The organism is Prevotella scopos JCM 17725 (assembly GCF_018127785.1).
Classification (GTDB): domain Bacteria; phylum Bacteroidota; class Bacteroidia; order Bacteroidales; family Bacteroidaceae; genus Prevotella; species Prevotella scopos.
In genome coordinates this window covers 399,702-418,626 of record NZ_CP072389.1, presented here as the reverse complement: position 1 = coordinate 418,626, position 18,925 = coordinate 399,702, and the positions used below count along the sequence as shown (strand labels likewise).

General features: G+C 39.8%; 16 protein-coding genes and 1 pseudogene. 7 read left to right on the top strand and 10 right to left on the bottom strand.

Annotated elements, in window-relative coordinates:
- Entirely contained in the window at positions 1-210 is a 210-nt protein-coding gene (locus J4856_RS01530) for a helix-turn-helix transcriptional regulator (protein ID WP_006045720.1), read from the bottom strand.
- 82 nt (positions 211-292) lie between these two features.
- Positions 293-769 (bottom strand): hypothetical protein, encoded by a 477-nt coding sequence (locus tag J4856_RS01525; RefSeq protein ID WP_234967307.1) that lies wholly within the window; start codon positions 767-769, stop codon positions 293-295.
- Between the two features lie 30 nt (positions 770-799).
- Between J4856_RS01525 and J4856_RS13425 the strand changes: the two genes are divergently transcribed.
- Complete coding sequence (locus tag J4856_RS13425) at positions 800-943, top strand: helix-turn-helix domain-containing protein (protein WP_081457513.1); 144 nt, start codon at positions 800-802, stop codon at positions 941-943.
- Positions 944-1,109: 166 nt separating this feature from the next.
- Positions 1,110-1,640 (top strand): DDE-type integrase/transposase/recombinase, encoded by a 531-nt coding sequence (locus tag J4856_RS01515; RefSeq protein ID WP_234967306.1) that lies wholly within the window; start codon positions 1,110-1,112, stop codon positions 1,638-1,640.
- A gap of 268 nt (positions 1,641-1,908) precedes the next feature.
- Here J4856_RS01515 and J4856_RS01510 read toward each other — a convergent pair whose 3' ends face one another.
- The 5 genes and pseudogenes from J4856_RS01510 to J4856_RS01490 all read right to left on the bottom strand — a co-directional run bounded on the left by J4856_RS01510 (position 1,909) and on the right by J4856_RS01490 (position 6,741).
- Complete coding sequence (locus J4856_RS01510; protein WP_007136140.1) at positions 1,909-2,334, bottom strand: hypothetical protein; 426 nt, start codon at positions 2,332-2,334, stop codon at positions 1,909-1,911.
- A 107-nt stretch (positions 2,335-2,441) separates the two neighbouring features.
- A pseudogene (locus J4856_RS01505) lies at positions 2,442-3,650 on the bottom strand (tyrosine-type recombinase/integrase); the annotation flags it as partial.
- 28 nt (positions 3,651-3,678) lie between these two features.
- Positions 3,679-4,908, bottom strand: a complete 1,230-nt coding sequence (locus tag J4856_RS01500; RefSeq protein WP_065368020.1) for a site-specific integrase — start codon at positions 4,906-4,908, stop codon at positions 3,679-3,681.
- Between the two features lie 574 nt (positions 4,909-5,482).
- The gene (locus J4856_RS01495) at positions 5,483-6,259 is read right to left on the bottom strand and encodes an IS3 family transposase (protein WP_244885761.1); all 777 of its coding nucleotides are present in this window, start codon (positions 6,257-6,259) and stop codon (positions 5,483-5,485) included.
- Between the two features lie 83 nt (positions 6,260-6,342).
- Positions 6,343-6,741: a transposase gene (locus J4856_RS01490; protein WP_065367980.1), complete on the bottom strand. Its 399-nt coding sequence runs from the start codon at positions 6,739-6,741 to the stop codon at positions 6,343-6,345.
- Between the two features lie 734 nt (positions 6,742-7,475).
- Here J4856_RS01490 and J4856_RS01485 point away from each other — a divergent pair.
- From J4856_RS01485 to J4856_RS01470, 4 genes are all read left to right on the top strand, one after another.
- Positions 7,476-8,045 (top strand): FG-GAP repeat protein, encoded by a 570-nt coding sequence (locus J4856_RS01485; protein WP_025839428.1) that lies wholly within the window; start codon positions 7,476-7,478, stop codon positions 8,043-8,045.
- A gap of 59 nt (positions 8,046-8,104) precedes the next feature.
- A complete protein-coding gene (locus J4856_RS01480) occupies positions 8,105-10,591 on the top strand; it encodes a DUF3160 domain-containing protein (protein ID WP_394365419.1) in 2,487 nt (828 codons plus the stop codon).
- Positions 10,557-11,537 carry a CapA family protein gene (locus tag J4856_RS01475; RefSeq protein WP_065368019.1) on the top strand — a complete coding sequence of 327 codons (981 nt, stop codon included), beginning with the start codon at positions 10,557-10,559 and terminating at the stop codon, positions 11,535-11,537. The genes J4856_RS01480 and J4856_RS01475 overlap by 35 nt, the downstream gene beginning before the upstream one ends.
- Before the next feature lie 153 nt (positions 11,538-11,690).
- Positions 11,691-12,500: a hypothetical protein gene (locus tag J4856_RS01470; RefSeq protein ID WP_025839426.1), complete on the top strand. Its 810-nt coding sequence runs from the start codon at positions 11,691-11,693 to the stop codon at positions 12,498-12,500.
- 1,079 nt (positions 12,501-13,579) lie between these two features.
- On the opposite strand, the gene J4856_RS01465 is transcribed toward J4856_RS01470, so the two are convergent.
- The 3 genes from J4856_RS01465 to J4856_RS01455 all read right to left on the bottom strand — a co-directional run bounded on the left by J4856_RS01465 (position 13,580) and on the right by J4856_RS01455 (position 17,423).
- Positions 13,580-14,194 carry a DNA alkylation repair protein gene (locus tag J4856_RS01465; RefSeq protein ID WP_025839424.1) on the bottom strand — a complete coding sequence of 205 codons (615 nt, stop codon included), beginning with the start codon at positions 14,192-14,194 and terminating at the stop codon, positions 13,580-13,582.
- A 95-nt stretch (positions 14,195-14,289) separates the two neighbouring features.
- Complete coding sequence (locus J4856_RS01460; protein WP_025839423.1) at positions 14,290-16,467, bottom strand: tetratricopeptide repeat protein; 2,178 nt, start codon at positions 16,465-16,467, stop codon at positions 14,290-14,292.
- Between the two features lie 35 nt (positions 16,468-16,502).
- On the bottom strand, positions 16,503-17,423 hold the full coding sequence (locus J4856_RS01455; RefSeq protein WP_025839421.1) for an ABC transporter substrate-binding protein: 921 nt from the start codon (positions 17,421-17,423) through the stop codon (positions 16,503-16,505).
- 63 nt (positions 17,424-17,486) lie between these two features.
- Between J4856_RS01455 and radA the strand changes: the two genes are divergently transcribed.
- Positions 17,487-18,887: a DNA repair protein RadA gene (radA, locus tag J4856_RS01450; RefSeq protein WP_025839419.1), complete on the top strand. Its 1,401-nt coding sequence runs from the start codon at positions 17,487-17,489 to the stop codon at positions 18,885-18,887.
- The last annotated feature ends 38 nt before the right edge of the window (positions 18,888-18,925 follow it).

Below are 18,925 nucleotides of genomic sequence, written 5' to 3'. Positions count from 1 at the left end.
TTATTTTGTTTTATTAAGCAGTTCTGATACATCAACATCTAAGAGATTAGCTATCTCTATCAATTGGTGGACAGAAGGTTGTGAGCGGTTAGTACACCATCTGGAAACCGTCATGTCTGATTTTCCTAATTGATCAGCAAGCCATTTGCTTGTCTTGTGATTATCTGCTAATGCGGCTTTTAATCTATTGGGTATTTGTTTAACGCTCATAATCTCAGCTGAATTTCTTCTATTAAAACGGCAAAAATACTCATTTATTGTTTATTTTCCTACAGATTTTTGATATTTAACCCTAATCAGCTTGCTTTTTTAAGCTCACAATGAACTTATACTCGTTGATTATCTCCTTTTCGGTTACTTCCGATATATCAATCTGACAATCTGGTGATTTGCGTAATACCATCATCATTTTTTCAAGTGATGGCAGCTTCGTTGAGCCATCATAGTGAAAGTTTGCTTCATAACATTCGAATCCTATTTGGCCTATCTTACCCATATCTGGCTTGCCATTCTTCACCAATGAGGAATAAGGGTACCATTTGATATTTGCTACATCGTCAACATTCTCCTCTATGCACTTATATACGTGAATCGGATTTTTGATATTCCTTACTTCCGCAGCGTTTTTGCTTGCAAGAAATGCAAGTGCCTGATACATAGAAGTATTCAAACACTTGCGTATGTCAGAAAATTCACTTATCTTAGTGCTACCAAACATGTAAAACAATAAACCAACTGACATGACAGAGGTAGCAATAAAATCTGACAAAATAACCTCTTTTGGTGGAATTTTTCACCAATAAAGCGTTCAGAGTTAAGTATTGTTCAGGCACTTAAGCGTTTAGGAATCCCAAGGCGTACCTTTTATAATTGGTATAAGAAATATGCTATAGGAGGTTTGAATGCTCTCAGAGCAACACATTGTAGAGCACCGACAACGTGAAACCCGCATACCTGATAATATTCGACAAATAGTGGTTGAACTTTCTTTAGAGCACCCGGAGCTCACCCCTAGGGAATTGTCAGTTCTTTTATTGGAAGAGAGTCAGATATTTGTTTCAGAGTCAAGCTTTTATCGTATATTACACGAAAGAGATCTATTGGAACGTATGGAGCATGATTTTATCTTTGCAGCTGATGAGTTCCATCATAAGACTAAATTCGCTAATGAGATGTGGCAGACCGATTTTACCTATTTCAAAGTCAAGGATTGGGGCTGGTATTATCTCTCTACGGTAATTGATGACTACAGCAGGTATATTATCCATTGGGAGTTATGTCCGAGTATGACTTCTGATGATGTATCCAGAACTATAGATAAAGCAATTGAGAAGGCAGGAGTTACATTCCAGAATCCTCCTTGTCTGTTATCAGATAATGGACCATGTTATATTGCTTCCTCTCTCAAACAGTATCTCTGTAAGGAATATAATATCAAGCATATCCATGGCAAACCCTTGCAGACGCAGAGAAAGATAGAACGATATCACAGATCGATGAAAAATGTGATTAAGCTAAATCATTATTTTTGTCCCTCTGAATTGGAAAATGCTATCGATGGGTGGGTGAAATATTATAATGAGAGAAGGTTTCATGAATCGTTAGATAATCTTACACCCAAAGACGTATATTTAGGGTAAGGGGAGAAAATCAAAAAGATAAGAGAAATAATAAAGCAAAATTCAATCAACAAAAGAATTTTTAATAATATAACAATGAAATATAAGAGTAAATAACTACATTTGCAGTTGTGCACTTTTGTTTGACAACGTATAGTACGTAGTCGTGTCGTAGTAATATGCACAAGTAACCATCAGCTACAACGTATTCCTTTCTCTTTCACCGTATTATCTTGTGTTGTAGTGATGTAGTAAGACAACAGTGAAAGAAAAAGGATTGATACATTATTCAGTTATTGACATCCTTGCCATATATGATGATTGGGGTAAGTGCGTTCCTTGGACGCATCAACTCACTGCACACATGCCTTCTGAATAGGTGGGCTTCTACGCAGTCAAGTTGAAAGGAAAGGGCGATGATTGTCGGTAGTGGGTAAAGCGGTGCGTAGCCCCTTACCTTCTTATCTGTGACAATCTTCCTTTCACCTGCATCCCTTTCATCTGGAGACAAGACGGAATCTTCGGTTATCGCCCGAAGTCTGCCATTGACTTTTCTCCATGTAACTCCGAAGAACCTTGCAAGCTCGCCCTCGGTCATGGCTACTTCGCCTTTTCCCCTGCGGATAACCTGCATACCATTTCCCCACTCGAAGTAGCTGCGCCCCGTGTTCAGACGGATTGCAGTCTTGGTCTTTATTCCATCTTCCGTATTCATGCCGTTTTCTCCATGCTTTTGTTTCTGCTTGTGTTGGCAATAGCCATTGTCCCTATGGTAATAGTTTCCTTTACCGTTACCTTATCATCCTCTTTGTTCTTTTCCTAGTGTTTGGCGATGAGTCTGTCCATATCCTCCGAGATCTTGCAGTCCGTTACCTGCGCATAAATCTGCGTACTTGCAATTGATGCGTGTCCCATCATCTTGGCGATGCTCTCAATGGGAATACCTGCACTTAGACACATCGTTCCGAAGGTATGTCTTCCCATATGATAGGACAGACGTTGTTTGATACCACAAGCCTTGCCTACGATGCTTAACTTCGCTGCTAACACACTTCTACTGCAACAAGGTTGAAAGATAAGACGGTTATCCATATCCGTATTATTGCCTTCTTCTTTCACCGCTTGTAGCTGCCTTTGTTGCGCGATAATCGTCTTGGCAATGGGGTGTAACGGCACAATGGACTCCACCTTGGTCTTCTGACGCTCCTTTCTTATATACATCTGCCCGTCCGCTGCGCTCTTGATATGTCCAGATGTCAAGTGTTCCATATCTGCAATAGCTAAACCTGTGAAACAGGAGAAGATGAACATCCGCCTTGCAAGTTCGGCATCGCTATCACACATCTTCATTGCCATTAGGTTTGCTACATAACTCTTGCTAAGAAAACGAATTGTCTTTTCCACCTTTTCATATTCTGCATGCTCAAATGGATTATAACGAATGATGCGCTGGCTTACCGCACGGAACATCAAACGGCTCAGCCAACAAAGATAATTGTTGATAGAAGAACCTTTCAACCCTTTCTTTTTAAGAAAGAAGCGGTATTCTTCAAACAGTTCCTCCGTTATACTTCGGATTTCTATATCCGTACTACCTAAGTCCTTTATAAACTCGCACAGCATCCTGTTAGCATAGCAAAGGTTAGTGTATGTACCTTCTGCCTTTGATTTTCCCACACCTTCCTTTACCGATTGTAGTTCTGCATTGCTAAGCTCCAACAAAGTGGTGGGAGAAGTTGCAATGCCCTGCAATCTGTTTTTAAGCAGTTCAGCACTTATCACTCCGTCTTTTAAAAGCAGTTCCTGATAGGTCTTTTCTACAAGTTCTCTGAATGATTGCAGGCGAAGGTTTGTTTTCTTATCTGTAGTTATTCCTTGCTTGGCATTCCACTCCGCAGGCTTACATTCTTCGTTTGTAGTAATGACAGAGTTCTTGCCATCTATCGTGATACGGCAGAGTATGGAGGTAAGACCATTTGCTTTGGTCTTTTGTCTGTTGATATAAAACAGTGTCTTGAATGTACTTCTCATCATGATTTTAGTTTTAATACTACTATTGCTAAATACTCATCTGCATATCCTCCGTGAAAGAAAGGAAACGCTCAAACTCCACAAACAGCTTCTGTGGCGTAACCTTTGCGTACCGTTCGGTCATACTCACGTTACTATGCCCCAACATCTTGCTCACCGTTTCTATCGGTACTCCTTGTTCAAGGGTAATGAGCGTGGCAAAGGTATGCCTTGCCGTATGCGTGGTAAAGGGAAAGGCTATGCCTGCTCTTAGGCGCAATGCTTTAAGATACGATTGATAGGTGGCATATTTCATCTGTGGCAATAGGCTTTCCCTTTCATCGCTCTTGTACTTCTCTATTATTCTGATGGCTTCGGGCAACAACTTGATACGGCAAAGTACGCCTGTCTTCTGCCTGTTGAACTTCAGCCAAAGACTTCCCTCATCATCACGGACAAGATACAATCTGCTTAACTCCATCAAATCGCAATAGGCAGCACCCGTATGGCAAGCAAAGACAAACAAGTCCCTTGCGGTTCCCATTTCCTCCTCCAGCTCTTCAAACTCTATATTCATTAGTCTGTCAAGCGAACACCTGTCAAGTGCTTTGGGAAGTTTCTTGTCGCCTTTGCTTACCTTGATTTTGTCAAACAACAAAATATCGGCTAATCCTTCACGATAAGCCAATCTACACACCGTTTTCAGATGGGTAGCGGCATTATAGAACGTACTTTCCTGAAACCCACAAGTATCCATAAAGTATTGTTGGAAGTCGTATATGAATTGCTCAGTAAGCTGTGAAAATGCCAAATCAGAAACATTATACCTCTTTTGTATAAAGTTCTGCAAATGGGTACGAGTGGAATAGTAGCCAAATATACTTCCCTCCTTGATGTCAATGCCGATATGGTTTTCTTTCTCTTTGATGAGCCTATCCATTCTTTCAATAAGCATACATTTAGATTGAACGCTTCCTTGAAATACTTCCTTTACATCAGTTGCATCAAATGGGCAACCTTTGGATAGCAGAGATTGATAGGCTGTTTGGACGGATAGCAGCAGACTTTCCAGCCTGCCGTTCACTTCCACTGCCTCACGGCTCTTGCCACTCATTCTACTCTCACGAGGACTCCACAAATCGGGGTTGCAAGACAGTTTGCAACTGAACTGCGCAATACTCCTACCAAGTGTTATACGTCCCATGATGGGAGCCTTACCCGACTTGTCCATACCGCTCTTTTTGAGGTAGAGCAACACCTTCATCTTTTCTGTTTGCATACGCTTTAATCTTTATGGGCAAAGTTACCCGAATTAAAGCGTTCTTTACTTATGCAGAAAACTGCCGACCAAAGCAACAAACACACGAACCAAATAATTTCAGTTACCTATATCTGCATTTCGTTACCTATTCCCAATCTTGGTAATGATTTAGTAACTGAACTTCTGCTTAAATCCGCACTTTCCTGCCTTTTACAAATAGAGCAGTTTTATGCAAATCGTTTCATATCCTATTCATTATCAGTCAGTTTGCACAAACTTCTATTTTTCTTCATTTTCAAGGATTAGTTGCAAGCCTATTGGGCGTCTTTTCGAAGTCTAAAGGGCACATATTACTTTTTAATATGACTATGCCTAAATTTACTTCACACTTTTCTGGTTATTGTTACTAAATTGGTTTACACATTTTTTACTTGCTTCCTGAACAGCTTTACACCCCCATGGAAACTTTACTGATTCGCTTTACATAGTCATAAATCTTGACAATGAAGTCTGAACGTGTGTAGCACATGTTCAAAGTTAGTATTTTTCCTTCAACTTACAAAATTTAATACCATGAAACGCACAGAAACCCTTATGCTACATTGCAGTGCTTTTCTCTCATTTGTCTTGGCGTAAGCATGCCGTTGCTCATATGGGGTCTCTTATTGTTGTAGAAGTCTATGATACCAGCAATAGTGCATCGTGCATCATCGAGGTTCTTCGGTCGTTTCATGTGGTAGAGCCACTCTTGCTTTATTATTCCGTTCACTCTTTCGGCGATTGCATTATCTGTAGGGTTGTAGTCTTCAGTCATGCTTATGCCCGAGTGTATACTCTCCAGCCTTGCCACGTAGGCGTTGCTGCAGTATTGAACCCCACGATCAGAGTGGTGCGTCATCAGCGAGAGATTCATACCCTGTGAATGTTCTATTGCCATGTCTAGGGCAGCAAGCGTATTGACAGCCTGCAGACTGTCAGAAAGCTTCCATCCGATTATCTCATGAGTGAATGCATCGGTTATGAGGTGAAGATAGACCACACCATCCTCAGTATCTATATATGTGATGTCTGCTACCCAGAGTTGTGCAGGACGTGTAAGAACCATTCCTTTTGCCGTGTTCTTATACTTGAAATAGTTGTGATTGGAGTTCGTGGTGTGGCGACATCTGGATGGCTTCAGCATAAGGTGATGCTTGTGCATTAGCTGGTAGAACCTGTCGCGACCAAGCATTAAGCCAGGATAGATATCCATAAGCATGTGCAAAAGTTTCTGTGCACCTATTCGAGGAGCATCTGCACGAACATCCATTACTGCACGTACGACAATTTTCTCAGTAAGTTTACGATGCTCCCTCTTCTCTTTACTCACAGAGTAATAGCCTTCACGAGTCTTGCCAAACAGTCCACTCAGCAGCCCAATTGATAAACAAGGGTTGCTGACTCGAAGGCTGTCTACTGCTTGGCGCCAGCTTTTTTTAGCAAATCCTCACCATATTCCTTACTGCTTATCTCTATGACTTTCATCAAACCTTGATTGCGAAGTTCAGAATACTCCAAAGCTTTCTTCAAATTCGATACTTGTTCTTCAAGCTCTTCCTCACGAGTTAGAGGGGCTTTCTCCATAGCTTTCTTACTACGCATAGCTTTTAATTTAGTAATAATATCATGCGACAAAGATAGCTTTTTTTCATCTAAATCATACTTTTTTTGCCATTGATAAAAGCTGGCACTATTAATGCCGTACTTACGACAGATGAAATTAATTGACACTTCTGATGAGTAATACTCACGAAGTAAAGTGAGAATAAAGTCCTCACTGAATGTTCTGTGTTTAGAATGTTTACTCCCCATTTTGAATTTTAAATGTTAAAATGATGTGAAGTAAATCTGCTATAAGACAAATAGTTAGAAAATTTATTACATTTAATAAATGACATGGTTCTCGAAAAGTAGAATATAGTTTTCTATGAAATACTAAAAGAAGACATCGTTAGCATCTTGTTCAAGAATTAAAAAGCAAAAATAAAAATCGAGAAAAAAGCGTTTTAGATACAAATAAAATAAAAAACAGTAGAAAACTAAGCGAAAAAGGCAGGCTTAAAGGTCATTATAGTTAATTTTATGTTAAAGCGTGAGCAATCTAAACAAAAAATTTGCTTGTTTGAATATTATATCCTATCTTTGCATATATAAAATTAGAGGATGGCAACAACATCATAGCACAGATTGTTAAAAACAAAAAGAAATAAATCCTCTATAAATATTCACAAGCCAAGTTGAGATTTAATTTGACTTGTATGAGATGAAAAGAGGTTATAAAAAACTATTTTACTAAGGACACCAAAATATACATAGCTACTTAGTTGCGTTAACCACACAGGGATAATTCACGCAAGTAAGAGATTGAAATACATAGGTTAGTTTTTTAAGGTGAAGGATAACAAAATTGTCGCGAGGTCCTATACAGCATATTGCTGGGATATCGAAGACACTCAGCCAGTCCTGATTTCACGTCGGTGAAATCAGGATTTTTTATTTGAAATATTTTGTTTTATCCGTGAAAGTACCTAAATTTGTAACCATATATGTTTAAGAATAGATACAAGCGGTTTGGCTGTCTGCTGCTTTTTATCCTACTTGTAGAAAAAGCTATGGCACAACAGCCCTTGACCTTTGAGTTAGAACGTGTCAACGATTCGCTTTCATGGCTGTGCCTATACTCTAAGGTGCAAGTGAATACTGAGCAGAAAGGACACAAATACAAGTGGAAAACCAGAAAAGCAATTGCCAAATGGAAACTTCCCTACCCTGTTTATCAACTGGTAACAGGAGATGTTAATGGAGATGGAAAGGACGAAGCAATCGTTGGGGTTATCAAACCGACTCGCTTCTACCCACAGCCTGCACGTAAACTCTTCATTTTTAAGCAGATAAATGACAAAATACGCCCTATGTGGATGGGGTCGCGTATGGGTGGAATATTATGCGATTTTCGTTTTATTGAACCATACGTGCGTACATTGCAAGCAACCACCGATGATAAATATGTTGTTGCAGACTATGTTTGGGACGACTTCGGGCTCTCTTTCGTGCGCTTTTTAACTGAAGCTGTTAGCCACGAAGAAGCCGTTAAACGATTTGTTGCAAGCGAATAAATGTAAAACATAACTATTAAAAATAAAACAAGATGAACCACAATTCCTATTACAAGCTAATGCAAAAGAACGCATTCAGAACAGTAGCTATTGCATTCCTGATTTTGTTGTTCTCACCTACTGCATGGGCACAAAGTGAAAAGATAGATGGCAGCAGAGGTGATGCCTATATTGAACGTACAAAGGAAAAGAAGACTCCTCTTATTCTCCCTGGTACTGGAAAAATAAATATTGAAAAACTGAAGGGCAAAATTGATACGCAGATGGACATCTCTAAACTCAATCTTGTAGAACTGCGTGCTATTCGAAATGCCTTTGCCGCAAGACAAGGATACCCTTTCAAGGATGCTACGTTACGTGCATTATACAATACAACAACATGGTATAATAATGCACTTTGGAATGTTTCTGAAAAGGAGGAGACCAGTGGTAAGAAGTTCTCACCACGCTATACGAAAGAACAACTTGCCTTTACAGAGCGCATCCGTGCACAAGAAGCGGAATTACGAAAACTGAACTTTAAACCAGCGAATAGTAAGGACGTGGTGAATATGAAGAATCTTATCAACCCGTTCCAGCTGAAAGAGTTCGACCCAAAGCTATATAGCATGTTGGGACAGAATGGTTTTGCTATCGTTCCTGCCGAACATAATCAGCTTTTCCACGTATATGAGAAGAACGACTATGCTGATTTTCCAAGCTTCGTAACCACTGACCTCTACCTACAACAGTTCCATCTCTATTTTGATTGTGTATTGCGCGATGTGGAGGAAAAGCACTTAGACTCACTGATGATTGTCTTTTCTTCCAAAATGGGAGCAGAGATGAAGACACTTACAAGCAGTCAAAATGCAGAAATAAAGGCTGCAGCGGAATATGGTCAGGCATGGTTTGCCGTCGCATCTTGGCTTTTTAGTCATGATAAAGCACCAAAATCAATGGCTACACTAAATGCCCCAGAAGCATACAAGAAGATGGTAATGGAAGAAATTACTAAGTCTTTCGAGGCTGAAAATGGATATTCTGATATGCTTGAATATGACTCTCAGACAGGAATGTTTGCTTATTCGCTCTTCCGTCCACGTGGTCACTATACCCGTTCTAAGGTTTGTAGTCGTTACTTCCGTGGTATGATGTGGTTGCAAACAGCCCATTTTGGTACGGACAAACCTGCTAAGATGAAGCAGATTGCACTTATTGCCAATGTCTTCAACCAACAACCAAAGCTCAAAACCATATACGACAAGGTAAGTGAACCAATCACTTATCTTATGGGAACACCTGATAATGCTACCCTCATACAGGTTGCAGAACTTGTTAAGAAGATGAACTTACCTATAGAAAAGCTATTATCTTCAAATAAAGACATGGGTAAACTGACAGCAAACATTGAAGCAATAGCAAAGAAACAGACACGTATCGAGTTGAAGAAAACACATGGTAGCAAATATGTTGTAGATATTATGCCGCAGCGTTATCAACCTGATGCAGAGGCATTGATAGCTACTACGGATCAAGATAGCCCTATCTCTCTCCGCCCATGTCCAAAGGGACTCGACTGGATGGCTGTGATGGGATTGCCAGGTGCCGAACGTATTCTCATGGACGAGCTGAAAGAAGCACAGAAATGGAAGGATTTTCCAAAGGCATTAACCACTGCTCGTAAGAAAGTTGCTAATACTCCTTGGGAGGCTTGTGTAGCAAATCAATGGATGTACACGCTCCAGTCATTAGGTGACACCGCACAGTCGCTTCCTTATTTCATGCAGACACCACAGTGGCAGAAAAAGAATTTGAACACAGCACTTGCCTCTTGGGCAGAATTAAAGCATGATGCTATCCTCTATGCAAAGCAGCCGATGTTAGCAGAGTGTGGTGATGGAGGTCCTGAACCACCTGTCGTGAAGGGATATGTAGAGCCTAACGTGAAGTTCTGGGAGAAAGCTATTGCACTCGTAACAAGAATGGATAAAGTCCTCACAACTTACAATTTACAGACTGAAAAGGCAAAGGCTGTATATGAACGAATAAAGGAAATGGCTGAATTCTGCCGTGATATCAGTATAAAAGAACTGAATGGTGGAAAGATAACTGATGAGGAATACAACCAGATTGAAATCATTGGTTCGACCGTAGAGAACATCTCTTTGGAGCTTGTCAGCGAGGACAATCAGATGTTGCAGGGATGGTCTGATGTAGTGAGTACCGACAAGAAGGTTGCAGTTGTTGCCGATGTCTTCACTGCTGGAGGCGAGAATGTTGCCATAGATGATAAATGTGTGCTATATGAAGGAGTTGGTCCTGCCTACGAAATATATGTTGTTGTAGAGATTGATGGATTCCTCTATCTTACACGCGGTTCTGTACTCTCCTATCGTGAGTTCACTCGTTTGATTTCAGACCCACGCATGACGGACGAAGAATGGCAAGAGGAGTTAAAGAAGTCACCAACAGGTGGAACGCCATCATGGATGAAAGAGATCATAGCTCCAGTAAAAGGAATGAGTGCTGATGATGAAGAGACATTCTATAGCTCGGGCTGTTAAAGTTATTATATGCTTATTAACTCCTATCCTACTATCTTTCAATGGGATAGGAGTTAACTTTATCAATCAGAAGAAGTCAGCTCAAAAAAGACCTGACGACACTTTACGTATCGTTATTACAGGTGACCTTCTACTTGACAGAGGAGTAAGACAGAAGATTGATATGGTGGGAGTCGATGCTCTCTTCTCACCTACTATCGACTCATTGTTTCACTCTTCCAACTATGTAATTGCCAACTTAGAGTGCCCTGTGACTAAAATTAGGGAACGAGTGTTCAAACGTTTCATCTTTAGAGGCGAACCCGAATGGTTGCCAACACTACGTCGTCATGGCATAACGCACCTCAACTTAGCCAATAATCATAGTATTGACCAAGGAAGAAGAGGACTTTTAGACACACAAGAACAGATTAAAAAAGCAGGAATGATACCTATCGGGGCTGGTAAGAATATAGCGGAAGCAGCAGAACCAGTACTCATTTCTACAAGTCCACGCCATGTTTGGGTAGTTTCATCCCTACGTTTACCCTTAGAAAACTTCCTCTATCTTCCTCAAAAACCTTGTGTTAGTCAGGAGAGTATAGATAGTCTTATCATGCGAGTTAAACACTTACGAGCCACAGATAAGAATTGTTATATTCTCCTTATACTACATTGGGGATGGGAACACCACTTCAGAGCCACTCCACAGCAGCGTGAGAATGCACACAAACTAATAGGTGCAGGGGCTGATGCTATTGTTGGACACCATAGTCATACGCTCCAGACAATAGAGACGTATCGAGGGAAACCGATTTACTATGGTATTGGAAACTTTATTTTTGACCAAAGAAAACCGATGAATTCACGGGCTTGTGTAGTGGAGTTATCCATTACTGCAGACAAGTGTAAAGTAAGGGCTTTACCTATAGAAATCAAGAACTGCACACCATACCTTAGTAAATAGCGTTTTCAGATTGTGCTTATTTCTCACTTTTGGATAACTTTTCAGCGAAAAAGTTTGGAAGTTTACGTTTAAGTATATACTTTTGCAGCAGGTCTGAGGGTATGGCTTAGCATTAAGCTATACCAAAAAGAAAAATGAAAAAGTAAACACAATATGAAGCGACAAGGACAAGCACTATCGTTAAAGAATCTAACAAAAAGTAATGTGTGGGACATTCAGGAAAACGATGTCTTCCGCCTTTGGGCACAAGCAGAACGTGACGCCGATTTAAGGGATAATGAGCGTCACTATATTGATGTGATTAAAAGTGCCTTTACCATTGAAGAAGTGAAAGTTGACAAGCCAGAGATAATTAAGAAATACGAAGAACGTGGCTGCCAAGTTGGTCAAGTTAGACTTGATGAGGGTACAATCGTAAAATGGGCTTTGAAAAAGAAGCCTATTCAACGTATTACAGACTTAACATTGGAGAATATCCATCATATATCTGCTCAGAAACTTATTGAAGTTCTAGAGCGTAACTTTGGAGGCGGTTGGGAGAGCTTACCTCAGAGTGTGCAGGATATTATCTTAAATGGATTTGATATAAGTACAACAACGCTTCCAACAGCTCGCTTGAAGAAAGCTGGTGGTCTTTATGAGAAGAAAGTTGCTGATGGCTTTGAAGTTCTTGAGATTTCTAAAGGCTCATGGACAGAAGCTATTTTTGCAAAAGAAAAGCCTATCCCAATTGTAGCCAACAAGAAAACAACATCATTTGACGAGATTGAAGACGAGAACCTCTTGAATGACGAAGATGATGAAGATTTATTGTTAGAAGAAGAGAAGAATACTGATGAGGATGAGGACGAGGACTTCGATGAGGACAAGCTCACAGAGGAAAGTTATCGTACTACATTTGACACCAACCCAGAAGAACTGGAGATGCAAGCCGATGAGGATGGAGAAGATGTAGATTTCTAAACAGCATTATAGTAGGCTATGTGTGATTAAACATAGTACCATAAAAAAAGGCCCAATCAACATCATTTGATTGAGCCTTTTCTTGTTACTGAGATAAATATTATTCTCGTTTCTTTTTCTAAGCCTCACAGCCATCCATTATAATAGCAATGGATGCGAATAGTTTGTTTTAGTGCTTTTTAGCCTTCTGTGCCAAAGCCTGACGACGTGCATTCTGAATCTCAAGGAAACGAGCATCAACGCTACTATCAAACTCCTGATTTTTAATTATTAATCTTTCCATAAATGAATTGTTATCTTAAATACTAAATCGGTTACAAAGATACATTTTTCAAGTAATTACAACAAATTTATACATTCTTTTTTATACTTCTTTCAATCACTTTTTGACCAGAGTCAACACCATTGATTTACATCAAAAATTTACTTCGATTTTCATAACAACCACAATAAAAGATCGTTATATCAATATTCTTTCGTACCTTTGCCTTGAATACACAAAGAGAAATAAGTAATAACAGCAAGACCAAAGGGGTTTTGCACAAAAGAAGAAAGGTAGATTATGTTAACATTTGGTATTATTACTATCATTGCAGCCGTAATTGCTGAAGCTTTGATTGTTTCAAAGAAGATTAATCTTGATTAATAAATCAGTTAAACAAAAGACCAGAAATTTAATGGAACACTGTTATAATGTTTAACATTTGACAGATAAAAAAAAGTCGATATATCCACATTGATGTATCGACTTCTTTTTTGTATGTTTTATTATAAGCTTTCAGCGAATATCATTCAGAACCTTTCAGCAGGCAAAATACATTCAGCAATGTAAATTCCTGACAACCCTGTCAGCTATAATAGATACTTAACTTACAGCATTTCAGCAAGGTACGCAAAGTATTAAAAATAATAGCAAAATGAAATGCAACTTTTATTGTAAAATCTGTCATCGCTTCTGACTCATGTAAGAATACATTTACTTTAAAGTTTAGAGCGATATTAGCCCTAGTTACCTTACCCTTCCCACTGTTTCAGCGGTTCAAGCCAGACAAAAGATAACCATTAAAAAGACTAAGACTTTATAGAATATTGAGATCAGCAAGCGCTTTCTGTGCAATAACATCAAACTCCTCACCTAAATCGCAGAAGCTCAAGACACAATTATAAGCCGCATGCTTTAATGAGAGATTCTCACCTTCCAATGTCGTACGAGCTTGATCAAGGAACTCGTTGATTCCACGTTCATTAGGTTCCATACCTCGGGAAAAAAGACGCGCAAGGAGTTGGTAACCACAAAGCTGATACATATCACGACCTGAAGCAATCCATTTATACGCCAAAGTTGGTGCAAAATCAAGATATTGGAGTAAGTTGAAAGCCAGCAATTCAGCCATTTCCTGAGTACGAAGGCGTTCCATCCAAACTTCAACAAGATCCTCATCCATCTTCTCTGCTGGCATAATTAATGTAGCAAGCACTTGACACTCACGGATATCTTCTTTCCATAGTTCTATGGCAAGAGCATAATCTTTACCATATTCAGTTGCCATCTTCTGCAAATCAGGGAGTGGTACACCCCAGTTTATTTTATACGAAACACCTTTCTCACGCATTGAGTGGGATGCAACACCATTCATCAACAATCGGAAAGACTGTTTTATCTCTTTTAGTTTCTCGTGTATCTGTTCATCCATTATTATCTTTACCTATTAAATTTGAAAAAATTATTGTAGCCATTCCATGCTACGACGTCCTTATTATTAAGTCTTTGAGAACATAATCGCAGTTATTATCCACCTACTAAGCTTAACATCAAGTAGCAGTCGGTTTCGGAAATATTGTAGAGTGACAGCGTTTCAACATCACTTTGGAACTCATCTAACAACATTTCTGAACTCCTCCCACTCTTTGCTAACCATTCACGGAATAAATCAACAGCCTGCTGAATATTACCCATGGCCCACTGACAATAGCCAGCATTCAGATAATCCTCATGAGCAGGGGTTGATGTTAGGAGGGTATCATAGAGCTGTGCAGCTTTATCAAGACTCTTATCTGCCAGCATTGCCCATGCAAGGACACGTTTCACGTTCATATCATCAGGGTATTGATAATCAAGACGGAACAACTCCTCACGCACCTCACTGGTCCTACCTAACTTCAAAAGAGCGACACAACGATTCATTGTGTAATTCTTCTGTCCTGGTTCTAACTTCAACAAAGCAGAATAAACTTCTGCTGCAGTGACATAATCCTCCATATCAAGAGCTGCCCTCGCTTTACCTTTCAAGGCCCATAGGTTTTCAGGTTCTTTCTTCAAAGCATAGTCAAAGAACTGATAAGAGAACTCTGCCTTACCCATATCAATATTTGTATAACCCATCAAAATCGCATAGCGTGAGTCTTCACTCTGGAAAGTTGTCAATAGTTCAGCAAGTTCTTCAAATTGTCTATGCTTATACAAATGTAATGCTAAACGCAATTTAACCTTATCTAGTCCTGTACCCATAAAGGTTTTATAGGTAAAGAAGAAGGTGTCTGCAACAAAATCACTCTTACCATTATCCTCAAATGGATTGATAAAATCGCTTGCAGTAGGATAGAGACGGAAGAAACGATAGAGATCCTGAAGATAGGTACGTCGAATGCTCATTGCATCTTCCATATCATCACTTTCAGCCAAAGGACCTAACATTGCATCAGAACCTATCACCTCCTTAATATCAGCAGGCAACTGATTAATGATTTGCTCTAACGCAAAAGCAAAGGAGTATCTATCCGACTCACAGAAGTTACTTCTTTCCATGAGTGTGTTTAAGAACTTAGTATCGCCTAATTTATTTATCACAGAGCGCAAAGCGGGGTGATTCAAATAAAAAGGAATGAACCAATTCACCATGTCATTGAAGAAAGGAAATCGTTTCATCTGACTAAAACCGCCGAAGTAGATATCCGAACCCTGCTTCTGCATGTCCATCATTTTGCGAACGTTTTCTTCCAATTGTTCCATTCGTTTCTCATCAGCATCTTGATGAAGGATATTCTCTATCGCATCTTCTTCTTTCTCCATGATACCAAGACGACCTATCGTAAGATTAGAATTACGCATGAGATCGGGCATGATGTCACGTTGTATCTTATCATTATCCCTCTCTGCGTCCTTACTATAGAAGAATTGTATTTGCAAAGTCAACAACTCTTTGGCTATTGCAGGATTCTCACAGAGTTCACGTACGATTGCATCTTGCTCAGGAAAGATATCCATTCCCTCGAATATCGATAACACCCAGCCAACCAATGCACGTTGTCTCACATGTTCATCAGTGGCTTTTTGATATACATTAGCAAGCGTCTTAAACTTGTTGATATCAAATTGATTCATAGCGCCAAGGCTAATAGCGCTAACTATCACTTGTTGATCAGTTGATGCAAGAGTTGGAGAAAGGAGTAAATCAGTATAGAAAGTACAATCGTCATCAGTCCATTGACAAGATGTCCATAAAGCATTAAAAAGACGATTGATAAATGATAGATGACGTTCGTAAAGTTCAGCTGTTTTTTGTTCTCTCGCCTCTTCTGGCTGAAGTGAGAGCATAGCAATGTCTGAAACAAAGGCTTCTAACACAGTACGAACAAAATCATGACTTGTATTCAGATGGTCAATAACCTTAAACGAGTTAACGTATGCACCTACATTCTTACAACGCCAGCTTATCTCAAGATTGGCAGCAACTCTATAAAGTCGCTGTAACAAAGAGTTGTAGAGCGATTCACGATGACTATCTGAAAAACCTCGTCCCATATAATCGACCATCAACTGATAATCTGTTTTGATTGCTTCAAACTCACCGTGACCCATAAGCGATGGACGCTGAGCGTAAAGTTGATCTAATCGATCAATAGCTTTACTCAATCGCTTGTCCATCAACAAACCTATAGTCTTACTAAGAATCTCATCTACATTCACTGCCCTACTCCTTAATTTTATTACTATACTATACCTTACTTACTAACTTTACCGCTATTAAGATAATTGCGTGCCATAAGTAAGTCTGCCTTACGTGGTGGACCAATCTTCGTATATTTGATGTCAGGTAATGCACGTACAACAGCTTCATCAACCTTCATATATTTCTGAATTAAGTCAGAATAATACTTAACACCATGCTTATTGATTTGGTCAACAGCTTTATCATAAGCCTCAGCAAAGGCGATTTCTTCATCTTGACGACGTATTTTATCCATTATAGCCACCACACCAAGATGAACACCAGCATCCTCCGAATTAAAAAGAGAATTATTATCAGCCGATAAAGCCTTGGCTACTTGTGGCTCAGAGAACCAATAGGCGTCTATCTCGTGATTTTGCAACATAGCAAGTCTCACGAATACATCATTAATTTGTACACGGAAGACTTGATACTTTGGCTTTGCCTTCTTTACGACCATATCAGTCAGCAGGTCTGTTCCTGAGTAACGAGTCATAGCAACAATCTTGTCACTCAAATCAGAAAGTTTCTTTAGTTTTGAACCTTTGTCAGCAATAAGTTGCCAATTAAGATTTGTATCTGTCAGATAGTGCATTAACACTTTGTTTCTATGCTTCAATCGTTCCGTACGAACAAGGTCGCTGAAGACAGCTTGTACACTCCCTCCTATCATTGCTGTATCACAATCCATCTGCGCATTAAACCTACAAAGTCTAATGTCAACCTTGACAGTATCATATAACAAGCTATCCTTCAATAGATATGCTGGAAGGCAATCCATTGTTGGCATCACTGCTATCTTATAGGCTTTCTGATAAGCTTCACGCTCAGCCAGTTGCTTCGCTTTACGTTCTGCTTGCAGTTCTTTATCGCTCTTACCACAGCCGACAAGCATAAGCACAGCCAGGAGGAGCAGGTAATTAATATGTTTCATATAGTTGCAAAATTAAGAATAAATTTTGTAACTAAGAAAAATCTTATTACTTTTGTCTTACTTATGGCAAAGGACAAGATAGCTTTCGTCTGCAGCAATTGTGGACAGGAAAGCACAAAATGGATTGGCAAGTGTCCCAACTGTGGACAATGGAACACATTCAAAGAGATTCGTATTGCTGCTGATACGGGTTCACAGGCTGCACGCAATGCTGCAACAACATTACGTAATGCTGCTTCGGGCGGTTCTGTTTCAGCTTTAGCAAACAAGCCTCAACGACTGCGTGATATATCCTCACACGATGATCCACGTATCGATATGCACGATGGTGAGTTAAATCGTGTGTTAGGTGGTGGTTTGGTAACAGGTAGTATCGTTCTGCTTGGTGGAGAACCAGGTATTGGTAAGAGTACGCTAACACTCCAAACCATTCTCCATTTACCGCAGCGTGTACTCTATGTCAGCGGTGAGGAAAGTCCTCATCAGATCAAAATGCGTGCTGAGAGAATTTCTAAGGATATATCCGAAAACATCATTATCTTATCTGAAACATCTCTTGAACATATCTTTGAGCATATTCGTGACGTACAACCAGAACTTGTCATCATTGACTCAATCCAAACTATCTCAACAGAAGACGTTGATAGTAGTCCGGGAAGCATTACACAAGTACGTGAATGTGCATCAGCTCTTCTACGTTTTGCCAAGACAAGTGGTGTCCCAGTTATCCTTATCGGCCATATCAACAAAGAAGGAAGTATAGCAGGTCCAAAGATATTAGAGCATATTGTTGACACCGTGATTCAATTTGAAGGCGACCAACACTATATGTACCGTATCCTCCGGAGTATTAAAAACCGCTTTGGCTCGACCTCCGAACTTGGAATCTATGAAATGGAACAACAGGGACTTCGTGAGGTGAGCAATCCTTCCGAACTTCTACTTACAGAAGACCATGAAGGATTATCAGGTGTGGCTATCTCAAGTACAATAGAAGGAGCACGTCCTTTCCTTGTTGAGACACAAGCACTTGTATCTTCTGCTGCCTATGGGACCCCACAACGTTCAGCTACAGGCTTTGACCAACGTCGTCTGAACATGCTTCTCGCTGTATTGGAAAAACGTGTTGGTTTTAAGCTGATGCAAAAGGATGTCTTCCTGAACATTGCTGGTGGATTACGCGCGACAGATATGGCAATGGACCTTAGTGTTATAGCTGCTGTACTCTCATCAAATGTCGATACACCAATAGAGCAAGGTTGGTGTATGTGTGGTGAGGTTGGATTAAGTGGTGAGGTACGTCCCGTCAGTCGTATCGAACAACGGATTGCTGAAGCAGAGAAACTTGGTTTTAGTCATATTATTATTCCAAAGTACAACCTTTCAGGACTTACAGGCAAATATAATATTCAACTACACCCAGTAAGAAAGGTTGAAGAGGCACTTAGAGCATTGTTTGGGTAGGAAACTCATACCAAACACAGTAATTGCATTTTTCATAA